The sequence below is a fragment of the Cellulomonas rhizosphaerae genome (assembly GCF_003470205.1).
In the GTDB taxonomy this organism is placed as follows: domain Bacteria; phylum Actinomycetota; class Actinomycetes; order Actinomycetales; family Cellulomonadaceae; genus Cellulomonas; species Cellulomonas rhizosphaerae.
Genome location: NZ_QWKP01000204.1, coordinates 1 through 19,295, shown reverse-complemented (window position 1 = coordinate 19,295; position 19,295 = coordinate 1). Strand labels below are relative to the sequence as shown.

Sequence of the window (19,295 nt, the reverse complement as noted above, 5' to 3'; positions counted from 1 at the left end):
CGGACGAGCCTACCCGGGCCACCCGGGGGTACGACGAGCGGAAATCTAGAGACCCAGCAGCGGGCGCGGGTTCACGGTGTGCCCGTTGACGTACACCTCGAAGTGCAGGTGGCACGCGGCCGACGTCCCGGTGTTGCCCGAGTAGCCGATGAGCTGGCCGCGCTCGACGTACTGGCCCGAGCTCACCACGCCGCGCGTGAGGTGGTTGTAGCTCTCCGCCAGTGAGTTGCCGTTGACCGTGCCGCTGTCGATCATCACCTGGTTGCCGAAGCCGAACCGGAACTTGGACCACATGACGATGCCGTCGCGGCCCGCGTACACCTTGGTGTTGCAGTAGGTGCGCAGGTCGATCCCGGCGTGCAGGCGCGTGTAGTGCAGGATCGGGTGGAAGCGCATCCCGTACTCGGACGTCACGTGGATCGGGTTGACGCTGGTCGGGTTGCTGAACAGCGCGCCGGACAGGGGCTTGGACGACGAGTGGTTCGGCTTGCTCGGGGGCTTGCCCTGCGCCGCCTCCTCGCGGGCCTTGCGCTCGGCCTCCTCGCGCTTGCGCCTGAGCTCGGCGTCGCGCGCCTTCGCCTGCGACTTGAGCGCGTTGATCTCCTTCTGGATCTGCCGGGCCTCCGCGTCGGCGTGCGCGATCTCCGCGAGCACCGCGGCCCGCTGCGACTCGAGCGACGCCTGCTTGCTCTTCTGCTCCGCGACGAGGTTGTCGAGCGCCTTGCGGGCCGCCTCGGCCTTGTCCGCCGCGGTCTTGGCCTCGGCGAGCTTGTCCTGCGCCTGGTCGTTGAGCTCGGTGATGCGGTCCTCGACGGCCTCGAGGCGCACGTGCGCGCTCTTGTTGGTCGCCTCGGAGGTCTTCAGGTCGTCGAGCACCTGCGCCTGCGTGCGCAGCGCGGTGGTCATCAGGCCGTAGCGCTCGATGAAGTCGTCGGTGCTCGTCGAGTCGAGGATGACCTCGACGCCCGAGACGGCTCCCCCGGTGCGGTACGCCTCGCGGGCCATCTGGCCGATCGCGGCGCGCGTCTTGGTCGCGTCGTCGGTGTCCTTGGTGATCGCCTCGCCCAGCGTGACCTTCTGGTCCTTGGCGTCCTGCAGGCGGTCCGCGATGAGCTTGGCCTCGCGCTGCGCCTTGTCGCGCGTCGCGTTGGCCTCGTCGAGCTTCACCTGGGCGTCCGGGATCTGGCCCTGGATCTCCAGCAGCCGGTCGGACGTCTCCTGGATCTTGGCGTTGACGCCCTCCATCGTGTCCTCGGCGGCCTCGCGCTCCGCCGCGTTCTGCTTCTTCTCCTTCTCGGCCGCGGCGCGCTTGTCGTCGATCGAGTCGCCCGCGGCCGGCGAGGCGACCGCACCGAACGTCAGGGTGGCGGCGACCGCGCCGACGGCCAGGGCCGCGACGAGACGCAGAGGACGACGACGCATGCTCACACCTTCGTGTAGCGACTGAGCGTGACCAGGGAGGAGATCGCGGCGAGCAGGATCGCCGCCGCGACCAGGAAGGGCGCGACCGTCATCACGTCGGACGTGCTCACGTACGGGATCCAGCCCACGGACGTGCCGAGCCAGTCCGTGATGAGGTACTCGACCCCCAGCCACAGCCCACCCACGGCGAGCAGCGAGCCGATGGTCGCGGCGATCGCCCCCTCGAGCATGAACGGCAGCTGGATGAACATCGTGGACGCGCCGACGAGCCGCATGATGCCGGTCTCGCGGCGTCGCGAGAGAGCAGACAGGCGGATCGTCGTCGTGATGAGCAGGACGGCCGCGACGAGCATGACCGCGGCCAGGCCACCGGCGAGCAGCGTCGCGCGGTCGAGCACCAGGAACAGCCGGTCGAACAGGCGGCGCTGGTCCTCGACGGCCTCGACGCCCTGCCGGCCGGAGACGACCTCGGAGACGACCTGGTACTGCTCGGGGTCGGTCAGCTTGATGCGGAACGAGGAGTTCATGTCGTCGTCCGTGGTCGCCGACGCCCAGAACTGGTCCTTGAACTGACGCTGGAACGACTTGAAGGCCTGTTCCTTGGTCTCGAAGTAGATCTTCTCGATGTACGGCTTGACCTCGGGCGCCTGCAGGGCGTCCTCGATCTCCTGCTTCTGCTCCGCGGTGACCTCACCGCCGGCGCAGGTCTTCTCCGAGGAGTTCGCGGGGCACAGGAAGACGGAGACCTCGACCTTGTCGTACCAGTCGTCCTTCATCTTGCCGATCTGCATCTGCAGCAGGGCGGCGCTCCCGACGAACGTCAGGGAGACGAAGGTGACGAGGATGACCGAGATGGTCATCGACAGGTTGCGACGAAGGCCGATGCCGATCTCGGACAGGATGAACTGCAGGCGCATCAGCGGTCCGACCCGTACACGCCGCGCGACTGGTCGCGCACCATGCTGCCCGTGCTCAGCTCCACGACGCGCTTGCGCATCTGGTCGACGATCTCGTCGTCGTGCGTGGCCATGACCACGGTGGTGCCGGTGCGGTTGATGCGGTCGAGCAGGCGCATGATCCCCAGGGAGGTCGTCGGGTCGAGGTTTCCCGTGGGCTCGTCGCACAGCAGGATCGGCGGCCGGTTGACGAACGCGCGCGCGATGGCCACGCGCTGCTGCTCACCACCCGACAGCTCGTGCGGGCGACGCTTCTCCTTGCCGGCCAGGCCGACCATCTCGAGCGTGTCGGGCACGGTCGTGAGGATGTGGTGGCGCGGCTTGCCGATCACCTGCAGCGCGAACGCGACGTTCTCGAAGACCGTCTTGTTGGGCAGCAGGCGGAAGTCCTGGAACACCGCGCCGATCTGGCGGCGCAGCTGCGGCACCTTCCAGCTCGACAGCGTGCCGAGCTCCTTGCCCGCGACGAAGACCTTGCCGGCGGAGGCGCGCTCCTCGCGCAGCACGAGGCGCAGGAAGGTCGACTTGCCGGAGCCCGACGAGCCCACGAGGAACACGAACTCGCCGCGCTCGACGTCCATGGACACGCGGTCGAGCGCCGGTCGGGCGCCGCGCGCGTAGACCTTGGAGACATTCTCAAAACGGATCACGATGCTCGCGGGGCCAGGTTCGGGGACAGGCGGAGGTACTGCTGGCCTCGTCGAGGGTAGGCACCGCCCGTTGTGCGACCGGGCGGTGACACGCCGATGCCTACCTGTGAGTACGCCGCCGGCGCTGCGACCGGGCGATATGCCCTGTTTACCCCGCCTGGTGGAGCACGCGCAGGGGGTGATCCTCGTGCTCGTCGGCCTGCGCGGTGCGGGCCTCGAGCGTGCCAGCGGGGTCCTCGAGCACGTCGGCGAAGGCGACCTCGGACGCGCCGACGAGCTGCGCGTCGGAGCCGAGCTCGCCGCGGACGATCATCGCCTGCTCCCGCATGGGGCCGAGCGTGCGCGAGAAGCTCGACGCCAGCGTCGGCTCCATGGTCGGGTAGAGCGCGCCGAGCGTCCCACCCAGCACGACGATGCGCGGGTTGAAGATGTTGACGAGGCTGGCCAGCCCGAGGCCCACCCACTCCCCCGTCTTGCGGACGCCGGAGATCGCGCGGCGGTTGCCGATCGCTACGTCGGACAGGACGTCCTCGATCTCCGACTCGCGCGGGTCGCGGCCGACCGCCCGGATGATGGCGCCGTCGCCGACCTCGGCCTCCCAGCAGCCGCGCGCGCCGCACGAGCACGTGCGTCCGCCGGGCTTGACGACGATGTGGCCGACCTCGCCCGCGTAGCCGCCGGCGCCCTTGAGCAGCTCGCCGTCGACGACGACGCCACCGCCCACGCCCACCTCGCCGCGCACGTAGAGGACGTCCTGCGTCCCGCGGGCGGCGCCGCGCAGGTACTCGGCGACCGCGCCGAGGTCGCCGTCGTTGCCGACCGCGACGGGGTACTTGTGGCCGGTGGCCTCGCGCAGCAGGTCGGCGAGCGGCACCTCGTGCCAGCCGAGCGGGGGCGATCGCCGCACGAGCCCGTCGGGCTGGCGGACGCTGCCCATGACCGAGACGACGATGCCGAGGCATACCGACCCGGTGGCCGCGCGGGCCTGCATCTCGGTGGCCAGCGTGGCGATGAGCTGGACGACGGCCGGCACGTCGTGCGAGCTCGTCGAGTGAAGTCGTCGTCGGACCTGGAGCATGTAGCCGCCCAGCCCGACGCGCGCCGCACCCACGCTCGACGGGGTGACGTCGAACGCGAGGACGTGGGCGCCGGTGCTCACGGGCTCGACGAGGTTCGACGGGCGACCCTTGCCGCCGACGACGCCGGGCCGCTCACGCACGAGCCCGAGCTTGGTGAGCTCGGAGGTGAGCGACCCGACGGTCGAGCGGTTGAATCCGGTGGAGGCGACCAGGTCCGAGCGCGTGGCCGGACCGTGGAAGTGGAGCAGGCGCAGCACCGAGGACAGGTTGGCCCGCCGGACGTCGTCCTGAGCGGACGCGTCAGCAGGCCTGACCTGCGGACCTGCGCCGAGCCGCACCTACTCCACCCCCGATGTGAGTGCTGTCGATCAGAGACGTCCGGTGGCCCGTGCCCGGCGGCGCGAGATCGCGTCGACGGCCGCAGCTGCGACGAGCACACCGCCGGTGACAACGTACTTGACGCCGGAGGAGTAACCGAGCAGCCCCATGCCGTTGTCGATGACGGCGATGACAGCGCCACCGATGAGGGCGTCGATGATGCGGCCCTTGCCACCGAACAGCGACGTTCCACCGATGACCGCCGCGCCGACCGCGTAGAGCAGCACGTTGGAGCCACCCGCGTTGGGGTCGACCGACGTGGCGCGCGAGACGGCGATGATGCCGGCGAAGGCCGCCATCGTCGAGCAGATCATGAAGCAGACCGTGCGCACGGCGGGCACGTTGATGCCCGCGCGACGCGTGGCCTCGGCGTTGCCACCGACGGCGTAGATGTGCCGGCCGAACGCGGTGCGCGTGAGGATGAAGCCCAGGATCAGGGCGAGCACCGCGATGAGCGGGATGACGATCGGCACGCCCATGATCGAGCGCACGGGGTTGACGCTGCGCTCCTGGTTGAGCACGGCGACGAGCCCGAGCACCGCGATCGCGACGGCGGCGATCTTCGCGATGATGACGCCGAGCGGCGCCGACAGCAGGCCGCGGGCACGACGCTGCGACCAGCCGTAGAGGCTCGCGCCGGCGTAGGCCAGCACGGCGACGGCGCCGAGCGCCCAGCCGAGCCACGGCGGCAGGTTCTTGTTCTCGATCGCGATGATCACGTTGTCGGTGATCGAGATGTTGCCGCCCGTGCCGATCATCAGCAGGACGACGCCCTGGAAGGCGAGGAAGGCGGCCAGGGTGGTGACGAACGACGGGATGCCGACTCTCGCGACCAACGTGCCGAGCAGCGTGCCGATGACGACACCGACGACGAGAGCCGCCGCGACCGCGCCGTACCAGGGCCAGTCCCACTTGGTCAGGGCGATGGCCAGGGTGGCGCCGCAGACGCCGGACGTGACGCCGGCGGACAGGTCGATCTCGCCGATCAGCAGGACGAACACGAGGCCCATCGCGATGACCGTGACGGTCGCACCCTGCTGGAACAGGTTGGCGATGTTCAGGGCCGAGAAGAACTTCTCGGGCCGCAGCGCGTAGAAGGCGAGCGCGAGCACGACGAGGGCGAGGATCGCGGGCAGCGAGCCCATGTCGCCGCCGCGCACCTTGCGCACGTAGTTGGAGACGGCCTCACCGAAGGTGGGCTGCTCGACGGAGCCGGCCAGCAGCGATGGCGCCGCGGACTCCGGGGGGCGGGTGGACGTGCTCATGCCGGGTTGCTCCCGTTCGCCGTGGGGGTGGTCTTGCTCAGCGCCGGGGCGGCAGCGTTGCCGTTGGCCGATCCACTCGTGATGAGCTCGATGACCTCGGAGCGCGAGCTGTCCTTGGTGCGCACCTGCGCGGCCGTCTGGCCCAGGTAGAGCACGTTGATGGCGTCGGCGACCTCGAAGACGTCGTTCATGTTGTGCGAGACCAGGACGACGGCCAGTCCGGCGTCGGCGAGGCGGCGCACCAGCTGCAGCACCTGCTCGGTCTGCGCGACGCCGAGGGCGGCGGTCGGCTCGTCGAGGATGACCAGCTTGGAGTTCCACAGCACGGCGCGCGCGATGGCGACCGTCTGCCGCTGCCCGCCCGAGAGGCTGGCCACGTGCTGGCGGATCGAGCGCACGGTCCGCACCGACAGCGACGCCAGCACCTCCGCGGCGCGGGCCTCCATCGCCTGCTCGTCGAGCTGGATGCCCTTCTTGAGCTCGCGCCCCAGGAACATGTTGTGGACGATGTCGAGGTTGTCGCACAAGGCCAGGTCCTGGTACACGACCTCGATGCCCATGGCGTTGGCCTCGGCGGGGTCCGTGATGTTCACCGGCTCGCCCTGGAACAGGACCTCACCGGCGTCGAAGCCGTAAATGCCGGCGATGCACTTGATCATCGTCGACTTGCCGGCGCCGTTGTCGCCCACGAGAGCGGTCACCTCGCCGGCTCGCGCCACGAGATCGACACCCCGCAGGGCGTGCACAGCGCCGAAGTTCTTCCGGCCTCCGCGGACCTCGAGGATCGGCGGGGGCGCCTGGTTGGGTGCGGCATACGCTGCTTGTGTCATCGTCCACCTCGTCACGTACATCGAGTCACCCCGCGGTCGTCGCGGGTCTGAGCAGGTCGCGTCCTTGCGACCCGTTGCGGCGTCCTTGGCGGACGCCAGGCTGGGGCCGGCCGCTGTCGCGGACCGGCCCCAGCCGTCACCGTGGTGACCGCGGCTGAGCGGTCGCCCCGGGGTGGAGCGTCAGGAGATGCCGGCCTCGGTGCACTTGGCGGCGAGCTCTGCGGTGCAGACGTTCTCCTTGGTGGTGTAACCGTCGGCGATGACGTCCTTCACGGAGTCGAAGTAGATGGCCTGCGGGTCGAGAAGAACCGCCTTGACCTCCTTGTTCGTCTCGGTGTCGGTGACCGAGCCGGTCGCCTGCGAGGACGGGTCCTCACCCTTGGCGAGCGCGACGGCCAGGGCGGAGGCCGCGTCGGCCTCCTTCTTGACGGCCTTGTAGACGGTCATGCACTGGTCGCCCGACAGGATGTTCTGCAGGCCCTGGTCCGTGGCGTCCTGACCGGTCACCGGGATGCCGTTGGCGCCGTTCTTCTTCAGGATGGCGATGGCGGCGTTGGCCAGACCGTCGTTGGCGGCGTAGACGCCGTCGATCTTGCCCGAGGTGTCCGTGTACATCTGCTCGAACACCGTGCCGGCGATCTGGTTGTCCCACTTCTCAACCGTCTGGTCGGCGACGATCGTGTAGTCCTTGCTGTCGATCTTGGCCTTCAGCGCCTCCTTGGCGCCGGCCGTGAACAGCGTGGCGTTGTTGTCCGTCGGCGAGCCGTTGAGGAAGGCGATGTTGGCCTTCGTCTTGCCGGCGTCGTCGAGGCACTTCTGCAGGCCCTCGCCCTGGAGCTGGCCGACCTTGTTGTTGTCGAACGACACGTAGAAGTCCGCGCCGCCGCCCAGCGTCAGGCGGTCGTAGTCGATCGTGGCGATGCCGGCCTGCTTGGCCTTGGCCAGGACGGCCTTGCCCGAGCCGGAGTCCAGGTTGACGATCATGAGGACGTTGACGCCGCTCGTGATCATCTGGTCCGCGATCGTCTGGAACTGCGTCGCGTCACCCTGCGCGTTCTGGATGTCGGAGTCGACACCCGCGGCCTCGAAGGCCTCCGTCAGGTACTTCTTGTCGGCGGTCTCCCACCGGGCCGAGGACTTCGTGTCCGGAAGGATCACGCCCACCTTCGGCTTGGCTCCACCATCGGTGGAGCCGCTGCTCTCGCCGCTGCCCGGCGAGTCGTCGCTGCTACATCCGGCCAGCAGCAGTCCGGTCGCCGTGATGGCGGCCATCCCCAGCATCATGCTCCGTCGCATTGTGCTCCCTCTCGTGACGACGCCTCGTCGCGTCCGTCTCCAGCCGGCGCATCAGAGCTGCCGGACTATTGTTGCGGGCCACAACATATGACCCTCCCGGACCCCCCACAAGCAGGAACACCGGTTCCGTCGCCGAATCGTGACCTTCTTGGGACCTTCGGCCCTGGCGGCCGATGCCCGGTATGCCCCCGGCAATCACTTCATGTTGGGTGCCGCAACAAACCCTGTGCAAGCCCGGTGCGCGGGCCGGTTGCGCACGAACATGCTGCTCGGCGGGCCTGCGGGGGTCCGCGTGGGGATCTCGTCGGCCTGGTCTGGGGCCCCGCCCGCGGCCCGGGCGTCCCGCCCCCAAGCGGCCTACGCCCCGCACCCGTCCTGCCGGCTTCGCTCGCCACCCGGCTCACGCGAACGGGTGACCCTCGCCGCCACGAAGGAGTCGCGCCCCTCCCCACCGAGCGCGCACACCCCAACCTCGCAGCGGCCCGGGCGGGTTCGGCGAGCTTGTGTTCAGCGTTCGTCGCACATAGCGGCATCAACGCTGAACACAAGCTCGCGCGCCATCCCGGCCGGGCTCGGCGCAGCGTTGTGTTCAGCGTTCTTCGCACATAGCGGCATCAAGGCTGAACTCAAGCGCTCACGTGCGCCGGGGTCAGGGACCGCGCGGGCTACGGGACGGCCACAGGACTGAGCGACAGCCGGCGTCGGGCGTCGGGAGGCCAAACCTTGCCGGCTGGGCAGGCGAACGTCAGTCGTTCGCCATCTCCTGCTCCTTGCGCCACCGGATGCCGGCCTCGATGAAGTCGTCGATGTCGCCGTCGAACACTGCGGACGGGTTGCCGACCTCGTGCTCGGTGCGCAGGTCCTTGACCATCTGGTACGGCTGCAGCACGTAGGAGCGCATCTGGTCGCCCCAGCTGGCCTTGATGTCGCCGGCCATCTCCTTCTTCTTCGCGTCCTCCTCGGCCTTGCGGACCAGGAGCAGGCGGGACTGGAGGACGCGCAGCGCGGCGGCGCGGTTCTGGATCTGCGACTTCTCGTTCTGCATCGACACGACGATGCCGGTCGGGATGTGCGTCATGCGCACGGCGGAGTCGGTCGTGTTGACCGACTGCCCGCCCGGGCCCGACGAGCGGAACACGTCGACCTTGATCTCCGACTCGGGGATCTCCACGGAGTCGGTCTGCTCGATGAGCGGGATGACCTCGACCGCGGCGAACGACGTCTGCCGGCGGCCCTGGTTGTCGAACGGCGAGATGCGCACCAGGCGGTGCGTGCCGGCCTCGACCGACAGGTGCCCGAACGCGTACGGGGCCTTGACCTCGAAGGTGGCCGACTTCAGCCCGGCCTCCTCGGCGTAGGAGGTGTCGAGCACCGTCGTCGGGTAGTTGTGGCGCTCGGCCCAGCGCAGGTACATGCGCAGCAGCATCTCGGCGAAGTCGGCGGCGTCCACACCACCGGCGCCCGAGCGGATCGTCACGACCGCCTCGCGCTGGTCGTACTCGCCGGCCAGCAGCGTGCGGACCTCGAGCTCGCCGAGGTCCTTGCGGATCTTGACCAGCTCGGCGTCGGCCTCGTTGAGCGTGTCCTCGTCGTCCATCTCGACGGCCATCTCGACGAGCGTCTCGAGGTCGTCGATCCGACCGCCGAGCTTGCTCACGCGGTCGAGCTCCGACTGCGCCTGCGACAGCGCGCTGGTGACCTTCTGGGCCGCCTCGGGGTCGTCCCACAGGTTGGGGACCGACGCCTGCTCCGACAGCTCGGCGATCTTCGCCTTCAGCGCGGTCGGGTCGCTCACGGCCTGGATCGAGCCCAGGGTGCTGCGCAGATCACGGATCTCGGCGGGAAAGTCGGTGGTGGCCACGACCGTCCAGGCTACCGGGCATCGACCGCCGCGGCACACACGGCCCAGGCGCGGGGCCTGCGACGCCGGCCACAGGGGCCCGCCCCGGTCACCGGGCGCTCGCGTCGGACACGGCCGTGATCGTGATCCCGTCGGACCACGGCGCGAGCACCCAGGAGATGATCGCCGGCCGCACGACCGCCGCGAGCTCGACGTGCGCGGTGGCCCCGCCGTCGGTTGCTGACGCCGTGTACCCGAACTCGCGCCACCGCTCGGTCGCGCCGGGGTTGTCGACGAGGTACTCCGCCGCGGCGGCGCGGACGGAGGCCGTCGAGATCGCTGCGGGCTCGGTCTCGGGGTCGCCGCGGCCCGCGCCGGGCGCGAAGTAGGCGTCGTCGTCCACCGCGTCGGCCGTTTCGAGCGCCATGACGTCCGCGAGCGCGAGCAGGCGCTTGCGCTCGAGGTGCACACCCGCGGCCGATGCGACGACGGAGATCAGCAACAGCGCGACGACGACGAACCCGATGGTCAGCAGCATGATCTGCCCGTCGTCACCGCCTCGTCGCAGGGCGGACCGCAGCCGGGCCGTCATCCGCCCGCCCGGTACTCGTCGACCGGCGCGGACCGGGCCGCGCTGACCGGCACCTCGAGCGGGACCACGTCTCTCACGAACCCGGGCACGAACGGCAGCGGGACCTGGATCCGCACGTCGGCCTCGACGTCGCCGCCGGGCGTCAGGCACGGGTCGTCCGAGCAGACGAGCGTGAGCGCCTGCGCGGGATCGTCCGTGAATCCCTGGTCCTGCAGCGCGATCCCGACGGACGCGACGGCGGCCTGCGAGCCCTCGTCGGCCGAGTCCGACCGCACGTAGACCCGCGCCGCCTCGCGCGCGGCGCCCTCGACCGCGAACGTCGCGGCCTCGATCTTGGCCAGCACGAGAACCAGGTAGACGAGCGGCACCAGCAGCACGAGCGAGACGCCGAGGAACTCGATGATCGCGCTGCCCTCGTCGCCCTGCGGGCGCTCCCACCGACTCACGGGATCTCGGCCAGGGCGTGCCCGTGCACGGTCATCGACCCGACCGCACCGACGAAGCCGATGACGGGCAGCGGCGCGGTGACGTCGACCTCGACGAGCGCGAGCCCGTCGCGCTCGACCCGCCGCGCCGAGACGTCGTCGGCGAACCGCGAGGACAGCGCACTGTCGACCAGCAGCCGCGTGCGCGCCACGGCGTCACCGGTGTCGTTGCCTGCGAGCGCGCCGTACCGGGCGCCCTCGCTCGCCGAGTCGATGAGCGTGTTGCGCACGTGCAGCACGAGCGTGAGCTGCACGATCGCGACGAACAGCACCGTGACGAGGGCCCCGATCAGGGCGAAGTCGACGATCGCCGACCCCTCGTCGTTCAGCCGTGGACGCTCTTGATGGCGTTCGAGAAGACCTCGCTCAGCGTGTCCCCGGCGAGCACCCACAGCGCCGTGACGAGCCCGGCGGTCATCAGGGTGACGAGCACCCAGCCCGGGACGTCGCCTCGGTCGCTGCCCGGGCGGGGCAGGCGGCGCAGCAGCGCCGCCCAGGCGGCTCGGGGTCGGGATCGTCGGATGGTCGTCATGGTGGTCCTCCCTGGTGGTGCGCGGTCGTCGGGCTCGTGCTGGGCTGCTCGGTGGTCGTGCGCGGGGGCTCACAGGCCCACCCGCAGCACGACGAGGCTCGGAAAGACGGCGAAGACGACCGTCACCGGGAGGATGACGAAGACGACGGGGATCATCATCGCGACCTCGCGCCGCCCGCCCGACTCCATGAGGCTCCGCCGCCCCTCCTCGCGCACGTCCTGCGCCTGCGCGCGGAGCACGTCGGCCAGCGGCGTGCCGCGCTCCAGCGCGACCGCGACGCCCTCGGCGAACCGCGCGAGCGGGGCGAGCCCGGTGCGGCTCGCGAGGCGGTCGAGCGCAGTGGTGACCGGCGTGCCGGACCGGGCGTCGGCCAGCGTCCGCGCGAGCTCCGCGGTGAGCTCGCCGTGCGACGTGCGCACGACGCGCTCGAGCGCGCCCGTCGCGCCCTCGCCGGCGGTGACCGCGAGCGCGATGAGCTCGGCGATCGTCGGGAGCTCGGCCAGCATCCGCGCCTCGCGCGCGCGGACCTGCCGGGTGAGCAGCCAGTCGCGCGCGAGCAGCCCCGTGACGCCGCAGATCCCGACGAGCACGACGAGCGCCGGCGTCGCGGTGTGCCGCGTGGCGGCGAGGGCCAGCGCGAGGGTCAGGCCGGCGGCCAGGCCGAGCACTCCCCCGACAACCTGGCCGGCGCGGAACTGCTCGACCGACTCGGACCGCCCGGCGCGCACGAGCCGTCGTCGCACGTCCGCGGTCGGCGACCCGACCCGCCCGACGAGCCGCACGCCGTCGGCCATGAAAGGCGCGGCGAGCCGTTCGAGCGTGGTGAGCGGGCCGCGCGCGACCGGCTCGCCGAGCAGCGCCGACGCGGTCCGCTGCGGCCGCAGGTAGGGCGCGAGGCGCTGGTCGAGCGTGATCCGGCGGGCGCGGAGCCGCGAGACGATCAGCACGAGGCCGAGGCCGCCGAGCAGCCCGATGCCGGCGCCTACCAGCGGGCCGATCATCGGAGCACCCGCGGCTCGTCGGGCAGTCGCGCGAAGCGCAGCATGAGCAGGTACGCCACGACCGTGCACGCGCCGCCGATGACCAGCACCGCGAACCCGGCAACGGTGTCGTACGCCTGCGCCGCCTCGGTGCGGGTGGAGAGCAGTGCGAGGACCAGCCAGGGCGCGGCCACGGCGAGGCGCGCGGCGTTCACGGTCCACGACTGGCGTGCCTCCAGCTCCCCTCGAGTGCGCAGGTCGTCACGGAGGAACGCCGAGAGCGTGCGCAGCAGCCGCCCGAGGTCGGTGCCACCGACGTCACGGGTGAGCCGCAGCGCCTCGATGATCCTGTCGGCCACCGGGTCGGCGAGCGTCGCCTTGAGCCGGTCGAGGCACTCCCCGAACCGCCCGGTCGCGCGGTAGTCCTCGGCGAACGCCCGGAACGGGGCCTGGAGCTCGACCGGCCCGCGCTCGGCGAGCTGCGCCACGGCCTCGGGCAGCGCAAGTCCGGCGCGGATGCCCGAGCCGAGGTGGTCGACCACGTCCGGCCACAGCTCGCGCAGGCGCACCCGTCGGCGGCGCGCGCGACCGCGGAGCAGCGCCCACGGCCCGAACGCGGCGAACACCGTGAAGCACAGCGCGATCGAGGGCGTCCGCGTCACCCCGAGCCCGATCACCAGGACCACGAGGGCGAACAGCGCGCTCGCCGCCACCATCCCACCGGGCGTCACGCCGGCGACGCCGGCCTGGACCAGCGTGTCCTGGGTCCGGGCCCGCCACGTCGTTCGCGTCGCAGCCTCGCCGGGCGGGGACGGCGGCCAGAACGACCACCAGACGCACGCCAGCCCAGCACCGAGGACCAGCCCGACGACCACCCCCACCGCTCAGTCCCTGGCCCGCAGGAGTGCGGCGAGGTCGATGCCCAGCCGGGCGAAACGCTCGGCGTGCGGCGGGAAGCCGTCGGCGCGCACGAGGCGGTCGCCGCGCGTGACGAACAGGTCCGCGGTCTCGACCACGCCCTGCTCGACGCGTCCCGGGACGGCCACGATCTCGCGCACGGTGCGACGGCCCGCGGCATCGTGGTCGAGGTGCACGACGAGGTCCACCGCGGACGCGACGGTCGGCACGACGAACCGGTCCGACACGTTCTCGCCCGCCAGGAGCGGCAGGGTGCAGAGCTTGGTCAACGCCTCGCGCGCGGAGTTGGCGTGGATCGTGCACATCGCCGGGATGCCCGCGTTCAGCGCGATGAGGAGGTCGAGGGCCTCGGCCTCGCGCACCTCGCCGACGATCAGCCGGCTCGGCCGCATGCGCAGCGCCTCCTTGACGAGCCGCCGCAGCGGGATCTCGCCCGTGCCCTCGAGGCTCGCCTGCCGGCACTGCATCGCGACCCAGTCGCGCGCCGCGAGCCGCAGCTCGAAGACCTCCTCACAGCTGACGATCCGCTCGCGCGGGCCGATCGAGCCCGCGAGCGCGTTGAGCATGGTCGTCTTGCCGGCCTGCGTCGCTCCCGAGACCAGCACGTTGAGCCCGGTTCGCACAGCCGCAGCGAGGAAGGTCGCGGCGTGCGGAGTCAGGCTGCCCAGCGCGACGATCTCGTCGAGCCCGGACGCCCGCACGACGTACTTGCGGATGTTGACCGACCAGTGCCGCCGGGTCACGTCCGGGATCACGGCGTGCACGCGCTCGCCGCCGGGCAGCGACGCGTCGACGAAGGGGCTGGACAGGTCGAGGCGGCGGCCGGACGCCTTGAGCATCTGCTCGACCAGGTCCCGCACCTGCGCGTCCGTCAGCATCGTCGTGGTCAGCTCGGCCTCGCCTCGTCGGGCGACGAACACCTGCGACGGGCTGTTGATCCAGATCTCCTCGACCTCGGGGTCGTCGAGGTACTTCTGCAGCGGCCCGAGCCCGGCGACCGCGTCCACCACGGCCTTGTGCGCGGCAGCCGGGTCCGGCAGCACGGGAACGGACCCGATCACCGAGCGCTCGTCGTAGTCGGCCATCGCGTCCGCGACGAGCGCGACGATCCCGGGGCGGTCGCGCACGGGGTCCAGACCCCGACGACGGATGAGCTCGCGCACCTCGCCCTCGAGAATCACCACACCGTCCATCGGACCCCCCGCCCGGTTCCTGCCGTTCTGCCCCGCTATGTGGACCCGAAGACTAGGGGAACCCGCGCGCCCGCACAGCCCGTTGTCCACAGCCGGGGCATCGCTCACCCGACCGGGTGACACGCCCTGCGGGCGTCCGGCCGTCGCAGGGCCGACCGCCCACTACCGTGTCAACGTGAACATCCCGACCGGCACCCAGCACACCCTCACCCTCGGTGATCAGCACGCGGTCATCGCCGCCGTCGGCGCCAGCCTGCGCGAGTACCGCGTCGGCGCGCGCGACGTGGTGCTCCCGTTCGACGAGGACGTGTTGGCCCCCGCCTTCTCCGGCGCCGTGCTCGCGCCGTGGCCCAACCGCCTGCGCGACGGCGAGTACGACCGCGACGGCCGCACCTACGAGGTCCCCGTCTCCGAGCACGCCCGCCGCACCGCGCTGCACGGCCTGGTCGCGTACGTCGCGTTCGACGTCGCCGAGCGGGCCGACGACGGCACGTCCCTGACCCTCGAGCACACGATCGTGCCGACCCCGGGCTACCCGTGGGCCGTCCGGGTCCGCGTGACCTACCGCCTGAGCGAGGCGGGCCTGAGCGTGCACACCGCGGCCGACAACGTCGGCTCGGGCGTCGCCCCGTACGGCGTCGGGTTCCACCCGTGGCTGTCCCCCGGCGACGCCGCCGTCGACGCGTGCACCCTGACGCTCGGCGCCTCGCGGCACGTCACGGTCGACGACCGCCTCCTGCCGACCGGCAATGTGCCCGTCGCGGGCATCGACGACCTGCGTGAAGGCGTCGCGCTGCGCGGCGTGGCGTTCGACGACGCATGGGTCTCGCCCGACCGGGACGACGACGGGCTCACCTGGGCCCGGCTCGCCTCGACCGACGGCCGCACCGTGGCGATGTGGGCCGACGCGGGCTGCGTCGCGTGGCAGATCTGCACCGGTGACGGGATCCCGCTCATCGAGCGCCGCGGCGTGGCGATCGAGCCGATGAGCTGCATCGCCGACGCGTTCCGCACGGGCGACGACCTCGTCGAGCTGGCCGCGGGCGACGTGCACGAGATCACCTGGGGCCTGCGCCTCGAGTGACTCCCCGGAACGACGCGAGGCCCTCGCTCTGCGGAGTGGGGGCCTCGTTCTCGTCGGGGTGGTCAGCCGTAGTACTCGCCGTCGGCCTTGACGCCCTTGGTGTACTCCCAGTGCCACTTCTCGAACGGGCCGCTGCCGCCGGGCTTGGCCCACGCGGGGTTCTCCCAGCCGAACGTCGGCGCGTTCGCGTTGATCCAGGTCCAGCGCTCGCCGTAGGTGAGCTGGCTGCAGAAGTCGGTGGCCAGGCCCCAGCCGTGGTTCGACTTGCCGGGCGCCGCCGCGAGCCCGCCGCGGGTGGCCTTGACGCTGCGCTGCTCAGCCAGGGTGCGGTAGCCGCTCGCGAGGCACATGTCGGCGCCGAAGCGGGCGACGTAGGCGGCGTTGAACTCGGCGAGGCTCGAGGCGGCGTCGGCGCGCAGGCGCGTGTGGCCGTCCCAGAGGGTGCACAGGTCCTTCTCGGCGAGGAGGCCGTTGCTGCCGGGTGCGCGGGTCGCGGGGTTGCAGCCCGGCAGGAGCGAGCGGGTCTCGTCGCGGCTCGCGGCGGCGGCCAGGGCCCGCACGGAAACCGCGCCGTCGGTCGGGACGAGCGAGGCGGGCGGGAGCATCGAGGGCTGCGCGGCGGTGAGCGCGCTGACCGTGCTCGGGAACGTGGCGTTCGTCAGCGGCTCGCCCGAGATGACCGCGGTGCCGGCGATCGCGCCCTGGCTGACCGGGATGACGACCGTGACGGCGGCCAGCGCCGTCAGGACGCCCAGGCGGGTCGCGGCGCGAGCCGGGCGGTGGCGCGACTTCTTGGGGTGCGCGGCGGGCGCTGCCTGGCGGCGCATCGCGCGGGAGATCTGGTGGACGCCGGGCTGCGGGGTCGCGGCGGGCTTCGCTGCGGCGTGCTGCGTCTCGGGTGCGGCCTCGTCGGCGTCGACCGACTCGGGGGCGACGGCCGGGAAGGCCGGCGTCGAGGCCGGCGCGGCGGCGGCAGGCATCGCGGTGGCGGGGTGAGCAGCGGTGGGGATCGCCGCGGTGGGGGCGGCAGCTGCGGCGGCCTGCTCCTCCGGGGCCGTGGCCGGGTAGAGCGGCGCCGAGGGGGCGGCCGCCGCGCGGCGCGTCTGGCGCGGCTGCGGCTGCGCGGGCCGGGACTGCGTCGGTCGGGCACTCGTCGACTCGGTGTTCGTCGCCGAAGCGCTCGTCGGTGCCGCCTTCGTCGCGTCGGCCTTCGTCGGCGGAGCCGTCGATGCTGCGTCGGACGGTGCGCCCGTGGACGACGCGGGCTTGCTCGGCGGCGCCGTCGTCGGCTTAGCCGTCGTCGGCTTAGCCGTCGTCGATCCAGCCTTCGCCGACTCGTCCTTCGTCGGCCCAGCCGGCGTCTCGCGAACCAGCCGCGCATCCACGGCGCGGATGTCCGACTGCCACGACCCGTTCACCTGCGCCGGCACGAAGCCCGCAGGGGCCGACTCGGCCCGGCCGGCGGGGGGCCGCACGCCGTAGCGGGCGGTCGAGAAGGCCGTCGGGCGGGGATGCTCGGGCTCGGGCGCGCGCACGGGCTCGGGCGTGGTCCGTGACGGCGGCATCGCCGCACGCGGGTCCAGGCTCGACGTCACGCCGTGCGCCGTGTGTCCGCTCGCGGTGCCGCGCGGCGCGGGCCGCGGGCCGACCGCGTCGGGCCGGTCCGCGCCGGAGACGAAGGCGCCGTGCGTGGTGCGGGGGGCCGAGGTGGAGCGGCCCGGGTGGGCCGCCGCTCCGGACGTCCAGGACGGGACGCCGTGGTGCTCCGTCGGGGCCGGGCGGGAGATCACGCGCGGGTCGGCGGCACGCGATGCGGTGGGACCAGCAGAGGTGGGACCAACAGTGCCGGGACGGGCAGCTGGGGCGGCGGCCGCCTCCTGCGCACGACGCTCAGCCTCACGGAGCTCACGTCGGGTCAGCGGTGCGACGGGCGATGCGCTCTCGACCGACCCCACGACACCTCCCGCTCCGACGACTCTGTGACAACCACAGGACAACCACGGCCGCCGAAGCAACCTGATCTGGCCCGTCGAGACTCTGCTCGACATCGATCCGCCCTCGCGTGACGCGATGACGTGCCGACGTCGACGCCGGCGCGATCACGAAACCATAACGGCTCGTGGAACCGGTTCCAAGCCCCTGGACGGACGTCCAGAGGACACCTGGGGCACCTGTGCGGCGCGCCGACGCCGACACGCCGACCGACACGCCGCCGCCAGGCCGCCGCGCCGCCCAGGTTTCGACCCCGGGGCGGTTTGTGAAGGGTGTGTGCAGTTTCACTCGACCGGACCACGCCCGCAGCGCCGGAGAGCCGTCGTCGGTTAGCCGATTCGGCATCGAGTCGCCGGTTCAAACCGGCGAGCTGATGCCGAATCGGCGATTCGACGGGCTTGGCCGCCCCGGACGAAGCGCCGAGCGCCGGCCGACCCGGCGGGACCCAGTCGGCCGGCAAGAAGGCCGGCCGGCGACAGCGGTCAGCGGCGGGCGCCCGGCCACTGCTCGCGCTGCATGGCGTCGCGCACCTCGCCGACCAGCTCCTCGAGGATGTCCTCCAGGAACACGACGCCGACGATCACCCCGTCGTCCTCGACCCGCGCGAGGTGGGCGCCGGAGCGCTGCATCGCGGCGAGCGCGTCCTCCACCTCGTCGTCGGGCCCCACCAAAGCCAGGGCCCGCACGCGCCACGACGGCACGGGCTGGGTGCGCGACTCGGCGTCGGCGTACAGGACGTCCTTGAGGTGCAGGTACCCCACGGGCAAGCCGGACGAGTCCAGCACGGGGAACCGGGAGAAGCCGGTGCGCGCGACGAGCCGCTCGACGGCGTCGGGCGTGACGTCGGCGGGCAGCGTGACGAGCTCGGCCGTGGCGACCATGACCTCGCCCGCGGTGCGGTCGGAGAACTCGATCGCGCCGCGCAGCAGGCCCTCGGAGTCCTCGAGCAGACCCTCGGCCTGCGAGCGCTCGACGATCGACTGCACCTCCTGCGCGGTGAACGCCGAGGAGACCTCGTCCTTCGGCTCGACGCCGACGGCCCGCAGCGCGTGGTTCGCGAGCCAGTTGAGGACCACGATGATCGGCTTGACCACGCGCGCGACCCACACCAGCGGCGGCCCGAACATCAGCACCGCGCGGTCAGGACCGGCCACCGCGAGGTTCTTCGGCACCATCTCGCCGAGCACCACGTGCAGGTAGACCACGACGAGCAGCGCGACGACGAACGCGATCGGGTGCGTGAGGTCGCTGCTGACGCCCATCGCCTCGAGCGGGTCCTCGATGAGGTGGGCGATCGCCGGCTCGGCGACCACGCCGAGGCTCGTCGAGCAGACCGTGATGCCCAGCTGCGCGCACGCGAGCATGAGCGAGACGTGCTCCATGGCCCACAGCACGGTCTTGGCGCGGCGGTCGCCGGCCTCGGCCAGAGGCTCGATGGCGCTGCGGCGCGCGGAGATGATGGCGAACTCGGCGCCGACGAAGAACGCGTTGGCGGCCAGCAGGCCGATCGCGATCAGGAGCGCGGTGGTGCTGCTCATCGCTGCGCCCCCTCGTCGGCCGCGTCCTCGGTCTCGAGCGCGACGACGCGCAGCCGCTCGACGCGACGCCCGTCCATCCGCTCGACCTCCAGGAGCACGCCGTCGACGTCGACCGCGTCGCCCTCCCGCGGGATGCGACCGAGGCGCGCCATGAGCAGACCGCCCAACGTCTCGTAGGGGCCGTCGTCGGGCACCCGCAGGCCGGTCGTCTCGGTGAGCTCGTCGGGCCGCAGGACGCCCGGCAGGTGCCAGGACCCGTCGGCA

General features: G+C 72.0%; 19 protein-coding genes. 1 reads left to right on the top strand and 18 read right to left on the bottom strand.

From position 1 onward, the window contains the following. Positions 1–45: 45 nt before the first annotated feature. From D1825_RS11785 to D1825_RS11715, 15 genes are all read right to left on the bottom strand, one after another. Complete coding sequence (locus D1825_RS11785; RefSeq protein ID WP_118767616.1) at positions 46–1,422, bottom strand: peptidoglycan DD-metalloendopeptidase family protein; 1,377 nt, start codon at positions 1,420–1,422, stop codon at positions 46–48. 2 nt (positions 1,423–1,424) lie between these two features. Then, a complete protein-coding gene (ftsX, locus tag D1825_RS11780) occupies positions 1,425–2,339 on the bottom strand; it encodes a permease-like cell division protein FtsX (RefSeq protein ID WP_118767615.1) in 915 nt (304 codons plus the stop codon). Next, positions 2,339–3,028 (bottom strand): cell division ATP-binding protein FtsE, encoded by a 690-nt coding sequence (ftsE, locus tag D1825_RS11775; RefSeq protein WP_118767614.1) that lies wholly within the window; start codon positions 3,026–3,028, stop codon positions 2,339–2,341. Before ftsE ends, ftsX begins: the two co-directional genes overlap by 1 nt. Before the next feature lie 148 nt (positions 3,029–3,176). Next, positions 3,177–4,445, bottom strand: a complete 1,269-nt coding sequence (locus tag D1825_RS11770) for an ROK family transcriptional regulator (protein WP_118767613.1) — start codon at positions 4,443–4,445, stop codon at positions 3,177–3,179. A gap of 30 nt (positions 4,446–4,475) precedes the next feature. After that, a complete protein-coding gene (locus tag D1825_RS11765; RefSeq protein ID WP_118767612.1) occupies positions 4,476–5,750 on the bottom strand; it encodes a sugar ABC transporter permease in 1,275 nt (424 codons plus the stop codon). Next, positions 5,747–6,580: an ATP-binding cassette domain-containing protein gene (locus D1825_RS11760; protein WP_118767630.1), complete on the bottom strand. Its 834-nt coding sequence runs from the start codon at positions 6,578–6,580 to the stop codon at positions 5,747–5,749. Before D1825_RS11760 ends, D1825_RS11765 begins: the two co-directional genes overlap by 4 nt. Positions 6,581–6,760: 180 nt before the next feature. After that, positions 6,761–7,852, bottom strand: a complete 1,092-nt coding sequence (locus D1825_RS11755) for a sugar ABC transporter substrate-binding protein (RefSeq protein WP_233549861.1) — start codon at positions 7,850–7,852, stop codon at positions 6,761–6,763. A 769-nt stretch (positions 7,853–8,621) separates the two neighbouring features. After that, positions 8,622–9,737 carry a peptide chain release factor 2 gene (gene prfB, locus D1825_RS11750; RefSeq protein WP_118767610.1) on the bottom strand — a complete coding sequence of 372 codons (1,116 nt, stop codon included), beginning with the start codon at positions 9,735–9,737 and terminating at the stop codon, positions 8,622–8,624. An 88-nt stretch (positions 9,738–9,825) separates the two neighbouring features. Then, on the bottom strand, positions 9,826–10,308 hold the full coding sequence (locus D1825_RS11745; protein ID WP_118767609.1) for a hypothetical protein: 483 nt from the start codon (positions 10,306–10,308) through the stop codon (positions 9,826–9,828). Beyond that, positions 10,305–10,754 carry a pilus assembly protein gene (locus D1825_RS11740; protein ID WP_118767608.1) on the bottom strand — a complete coding sequence of 150 codons (450 nt, stop codon included), beginning with the start codon at positions 10,752–10,754 and terminating at the stop codon, positions 10,305–10,307. Before D1825_RS11740 ends, D1825_RS11745 begins: the two co-directional genes overlap by 4 nt. Then, the gene (locus D1825_RS11735) at positions 10,751–11,101 is read right to left on the bottom strand and encodes a TadE family protein (protein ID WP_118767629.1); all 351 of its coding nucleotides are present in this window, start codon (positions 11,099–11,101) and stop codon (positions 10,751–10,753) included. Before D1825_RS11735 ends, D1825_RS11740 begins: the two co-directional genes overlap by 4 nt. 17 nt (positions 11,102–11,118) lie before the next feature. After that, a complete protein-coding gene (locus D1825_RS11730; protein WP_118767607.1) occupies positions 11,119–11,325 on the bottom strand; it encodes a hypothetical protein in 207 nt (68 codons plus the stop codon). A 69-nt stretch (positions 11,326–11,394) separates the two neighbouring features. Then, entirely contained in the window at positions 11,395–12,327 is a 933-nt protein-coding gene (locus tag D1825_RS11725) for a type II secretion system F family protein (RefSeq protein ID WP_118767606.1), read from the bottom strand. Continuing rightward, a complete protein-coding gene (locus D1825_RS11720; protein WP_118767605.1) occupies positions 12,324–13,187 on the bottom strand; it encodes a type II secretion system F family protein in 864 nt (287 codons plus the stop codon). Before D1825_RS11720 ends, D1825_RS11725 begins: the two co-directional genes overlap by 4 nt. Positions 13,188–13,190: 3 nt before the next feature. Continuing rightward, positions 13,191–14,417: a CpaF family protein gene (locus D1825_RS11715; RefSeq protein WP_118767604.1), complete on the bottom strand. Its 1,227-nt coding sequence runs from the start codon at positions 14,415–14,417 to the stop codon at positions 13,191–13,193. 175 nt (positions 14,418–14,592) lie between these two features. On the opposite strand from D1825_RS11715, the gene D1825_RS11710 reads away from it, so the two are divergent. Then, entirely contained in the window at positions 14,593–15,501 is a 909-nt protein-coding gene (locus tag D1825_RS11710) for an aldose 1-epimerase family protein (RefSeq protein ID WP_233549859.1), read from the top strand. A 62-nt stretch (positions 15,502–15,563) separates the two neighbouring features. On the opposite strand, the gene D1825_RS11705 is transcribed toward D1825_RS11710, so the two are convergent. The 3 genes from D1825_RS11705 to D1825_RS11695 form a co-directional block, all read right to left on the bottom strand. Continuing rightward, positions 15,564–17,291 (bottom strand): M15 family metallopeptidase, encoded by a 1,728-nt coding sequence (locus D1825_RS11705; RefSeq protein WP_118767602.1) that lies wholly within the window; start codon positions 17,289–17,291, stop codon positions 15,564–15,566. A gap of 684 nt (positions 17,292–17,975) precedes the next feature. Continuing rightward, a complete protein-coding gene (locus tag D1825_RS11700; protein ID WP_118767601.1) occupies positions 17,976–19,031 on the bottom strand; it encodes a hemolysin family protein in 1,056 nt (351 codons plus the stop codon). After that, positions 19,028–19,295: transporter associated domain-containing protein (locus D1825_RS11695; protein WP_325051487.1), on the bottom strand; the 268-nt coding region annotated here is incomplete at its 5' end. The genes D1825_RS11695 and D1825_RS11700, both read right to left, overlap by 4 nt.